The organism is Flavobacterium sp., from assembly GCF_039916025.1.
GTDB lineage: Bacteria > Bacteroidota > Bacteroidia > Flavobacteriales > Flavobacteriaceae > Flavobacterium.
The window spans coordinates 1-4,642 of the sequence record NZ_JBDSMB010000104.1 but is presented as its reverse complement, the minus strand read 5'-3'; the positions used below and the strand labels follow the sequence as shown (position 1 = coordinate 4,642).

The following is a 4,642-nucleotide window of genomic DNA, read 5'->3' as shown; positions in this document are numbered from 1 at the left end:
GGGGGTGTTTTTCTCGATTTCAAAAATTTCAAAATCCAATAACTTATCACCTTTGTTTTTTTTGAAAACTTCATTAAACTTGCCAATCAATTCTTCATTAAGATCTTCTATATCTAGTTTTATCGATACTTTTTTAGAGAATTTATCTAAGATATCATGCAGTTGCTGTACATCCAAAAATTCAATTCTTGGTTCGGATTTTTTTCCTGTTTCCTGATTTACCCAGCCGCTCTTAACAGCAATTTTGATATAAACAAACTGATTATGACTTAATAGGTTTCTGTAATCTAAATAGGCTTTATCAAAAATCCTAAATTCATAACTTTCATCATATCCTTCCAATAAAAAAATCCCCCATCCTTTGCCATTTTTAGCAGTCCTGTGCTCAAATTTTGTAACAATTCCCCCCACAGCCAAAGTTTTGCCAACATAGGGTTCCAGTTCTTTCAGACTTTCTAATTTAGTTTTACAAAAATTCTCAATACCATATCTATGATCGTCTAGCGGATGACCTGATATGTATATTCCAACCACTTCTTTTTCTCGTGATAATTTCTCCATCGTGCCCCATTCTTCGCATGGTGGAACAATAGGCTCAGCAATCTGAACTTCACTGGCATCGCCAAACAAACTCACTTGCGACGAATTTTCATTCTCCTGAAATTTGGAACCATAACGAACCGCTTTTTCCAAAAATGTAATTCCTTCGCCTTCAATGTGGAAATACTGCGCACGGTGTGTGTTTTGAAAACAATCAAATCCGCCGGCTAATGCCAGACTTTCAAATGCTTTTTTATTGGCAGCACGCAAATCTATTTTTTTTGCTAAATCGAATATTGATTTATAGGATTCCTCTTTTCTGCTCTGAACAATAGTATCGACCGCATTGGCACCAACACCTTTAACAGCGCCCATTCCGAAACGAACAGCATAATTATCATTAACCGTGAATTTATAAAATGACTCATTCACATCAGGTCCAAGAACCTCTAATCCCATTCGCTTACATTCTTCCATAAAGAAGGAAACCTGCTTGATATCACTCATGTTATTGGACAAAACAGCCGCCATATATTCCGCTGGATAATTGGCTTTTAAATAAGCTGTTTGATACGCAATCCAGGCATAGCAGGTCGAGTGCGATTTGTTGAAAGCATATTCTGCAAAAGCTTCCCAGTCTTTCCAGATTTTTTCTAATTTATCGGCTGAATGTCCTTTGGCTTCTGCTTGTGAAATGAATTTTGGTTTCATTTTATCCAAAACATCTTTTTGCTTTTTTCCCATTGCTTTACGCAAAACATCGGCATCACCTTTTGAGAAATCGGCTAATTTTTGTGATAAAAGCATTACCTGCTCCTGGTAAACCGTAATTCCGTATGTTTCTTTAAGCAATTCTTCACAAGCTTCAATATCGTATGTGATTTCTTCTTCTCCGTTTTTACGTTTGATAAAACTCGGTATATAAGCGATTGGTCCAGGGCGATAAAGTGCATTCATCGCAATCAAATCGCCAAAGACTGTTGGCTTCAATTCCTTCATATACTTTTGCATTCCGGCACTTTCATACTGAAAAATCCCAACCGTTTCTCCACGTTGGAAAAGCTCATATGTCTTCACGTCATCAATCGGAAATTCATCTGGATTTAGGTCTTTTCCCGTTCTATATTTTACAAGTTTTACTGTGTCTTTTATCAAGGTCAGGGTTTTCAATCCCAGGAAATCCATCTTCAATAATCCCGCGCTTTCTACGACCGAGTTATCAAATTGGGTTACATACAAATCAGAATCTTTGGCAGTTGCTACCGGAACAAAATTGGTAATATCACTTGGCGTAATGATAACACCACAAGCGTGAATTCCAGTATTTCTAAGGTTTCCTTCCAGAAATTTTGCCTGATTTATAGTATCGGAACATAAATTTCCCTCTTTTGAAAGTGATATTAATTCTTTGACTCTCTCAAATTCTTCAGGTCGTAATGCTTTTTTTATTGTTGCTTCATCTTCTGATAAAAGTCGCGCTAAATTCCATTTTGAAGGCATTAATCCTGGAATTAATTTAGCTACTTTATCGGCTTCAAAAAGCGGTAAATCCATAACTCTGGCGGTGTCACGAATACTCGATTTGGTCGCCATTGTTCCATAAGTGATAATCTGTGCTACTTGTTTGGAACCGTATTTCTGAATTACATAATCCATTACTTTACTTCGGCCTTCATCATCAAAATCTATATCAATATCGGGAAGTGAAACCCTATCAGGATTAAGGAAACGCTCAAAAAGCAAATTATACAGCAACGGATCAATGTTGGTAATTCCGAGGCAATATGCCACTACAGAACCAGCAGCAGAACCACGGCCCGGACCAACAGAAACTCCCATTTTTCGGGCTTCGGCAATGAAATCCTGAACAATTAAGAAATAACCCGGATAACCAGAATTTTCAATCGTTAGTAATTCGAAATCGATTCGTTCCTGAATTTCGGTAGTGATTTCAGTGTATCTTCTTTTAGCGCCTTCAAATGTTAAATGGTGCAAATATTTATTTTCTCCACGTTTTCCTTTATCAGCTTCGTCTTCAGCGATTAAAAATTCGGTTGGAATGTCAAATTTTGGCAACAAAACTTCACGAGATAAATCGTAGATTTCAATTTTATTGACGATTTCTTCAGTAGTGGTGATGGCTTCGGGTAAATCATGGAAAAGCTTTTTCATTGCTTCCCCTGACTTGAAATAATATTCCTGATTGCTCATTCCGTAACGGTAACCACGACCGCGGCCAATTGGCGTAGATTGTTTTTCACCATCACGAACACACAATAAAATATCGTGAGCATTTGAATCTTCTTTATTGATATAGAAAACGTTGTTGGTTGCAACGGTTTTTACATCATGTTTTTTGGCTAATGAAATCAATGACGCATTTACACGATTTTCATTTTCCTGCTTGTGGCGCATTAATTCGAGATAGAAATCATCTGCAAATTCCTGTTTCCACCAAAGCAATGCATCTTCGGCTTGGTTCTCACCAATATTTAAAATTTTACTTGGAATTTCTCCATATAAATTTCCAGACAGCACAATGATGTCTTCTTTGTATTGCTGGATGATTTTTCTATCAATTCTTGGCACATAATAAAAGCCTTCGGTATAAGCAATGGAAGATAATTTGGCCAGATTATGATAGCCTTTTTTGGTTTTGGCTAAGAAGACAATTTGGTAACCATTGTCTTTACGAGACTTATCTTTTAAATCATCACAAACATAAAATTCGCAGCCTACAATAGGTTTGATTATGTTTTCTGTTGGTATTTCTCCGGCTTCTTCTGCAACTTTATTTTTGGCTTGAGCCGATTTATTATGGTATAAAATATCACGAACAAAATGAAAAGCACCCATCAAGTTGGCATGATCAGTCATCGCCACCGCAGGCATTTTATTTTCCACAGCTGCTTTTACCAAATCGGCGACGCTAATCGTCGATTGTAATACAGAAAATTGGGTGTGATTGTGCAAGTGAACAAAATCAACATCGGCTAAAGTGTGGTGAACTTCCTTTTCTTGATGAGTTGGTGTTGCAACTTCCTCTTTCTTTTGAAATTGTTTCCGAATTTCTTCCGAAGCTTGTTTCAGATTGATGTGTTTCAGCCCAATAAGCTTAATTTCCTGAGGATTGTTTTTGCTGAATTTATCGAAATAATCAGCCGGAACGTCTAATTCTTCTTTGGTAAAAACTTGTCTGTTTATCAGTTCTAAAAAGCAACGGGTTGTTGCTTCAACATCTGCAGTAGCATTATGCGCTTCTGAAAATGGAACTCCAAAAAGATAACTATGTAACTCGGTTAATGTTGGCAATTTGAATTTTCCACCACGACCGCCTGGCAATTTTAAAAGTGATGCCGTAACTTCGGTACACGTATCTAAAACCGGCATCGAATTCATTTGAGATTGAATTCCCATTCGGTGAAATTCACAACCCATAATATTGACATCAAAGCCAACATTTTGTCCGACAATAAATTTTGATTTCGATAAAGCGATGTTGAATTTTTCTAAAACTTCACTCAATGCTATTCCCTGCGCTTCGGCTAATTCGGTAGAAATTCCGTGAATTCTTTCGGCATCAAAAGGAATATTAAAACCTTCAGGCTTTACTAAATAATCCTGGTGCTCAATAAGATTTCCCAACTCATCGTGCAACTGCCAGGCAATCTGAATGCATCTTGGCCAATTATCAGTATCTGTAATTGGTGCCGACCAATTTCTTGGTAAACCAGTTGTTTCGGTATCAAAAATTAAATACATATTGCTGTTGGGATTTTAAAAAAGTAACGTTTCAAAAATACATTTTAGCCGCCAAGAAATCAATTTTAGTTATCAACAATCAATAAAAAAAGCCATCTCAATTGAGATGGCTTTCATTATTTATCTTAGTATGTAAACTAGTATCTTCCTCTATCTCCACCACCGCGAGAATTTCCACCACCACTATAACCACCACCACCTGAACGGTTGTTATTAAATGATTTTCTTTCTCCTTCTGGTTTTGGTTCCGATTTGTTAACTACAATCGTACGTCCTTCTACTGTTGCACCGTTTAATTCGTCGATAGCTTTTTGAGCTTCATCATCATTAGACATTTCAA

1 protein-coding gene and 1 pseudogene are annotated in these 4,642 nt (G+C 36.9%); both read right to left on the bottom strand.

Annotated features, from left to right (window positions below):
* Positions 1 to 4,302, bottom strand: a 4,302-nt coding sequence (gene dnaE / locus ABIQ27_RS07335) for a DNA polymerase III subunit alpha (RefSeq protein ID WP_348033149.1), incomplete at its 3' end; no start/stop codon positions are given.
* 137 nt (positions 4,303 to 4,439) lie between these two features.
* A pseudogene (locus ABIQ27_RS07330) lies at positions 4,440 to 4,642 on the bottom strand (RNA-binding protein); the annotation flags it as partial.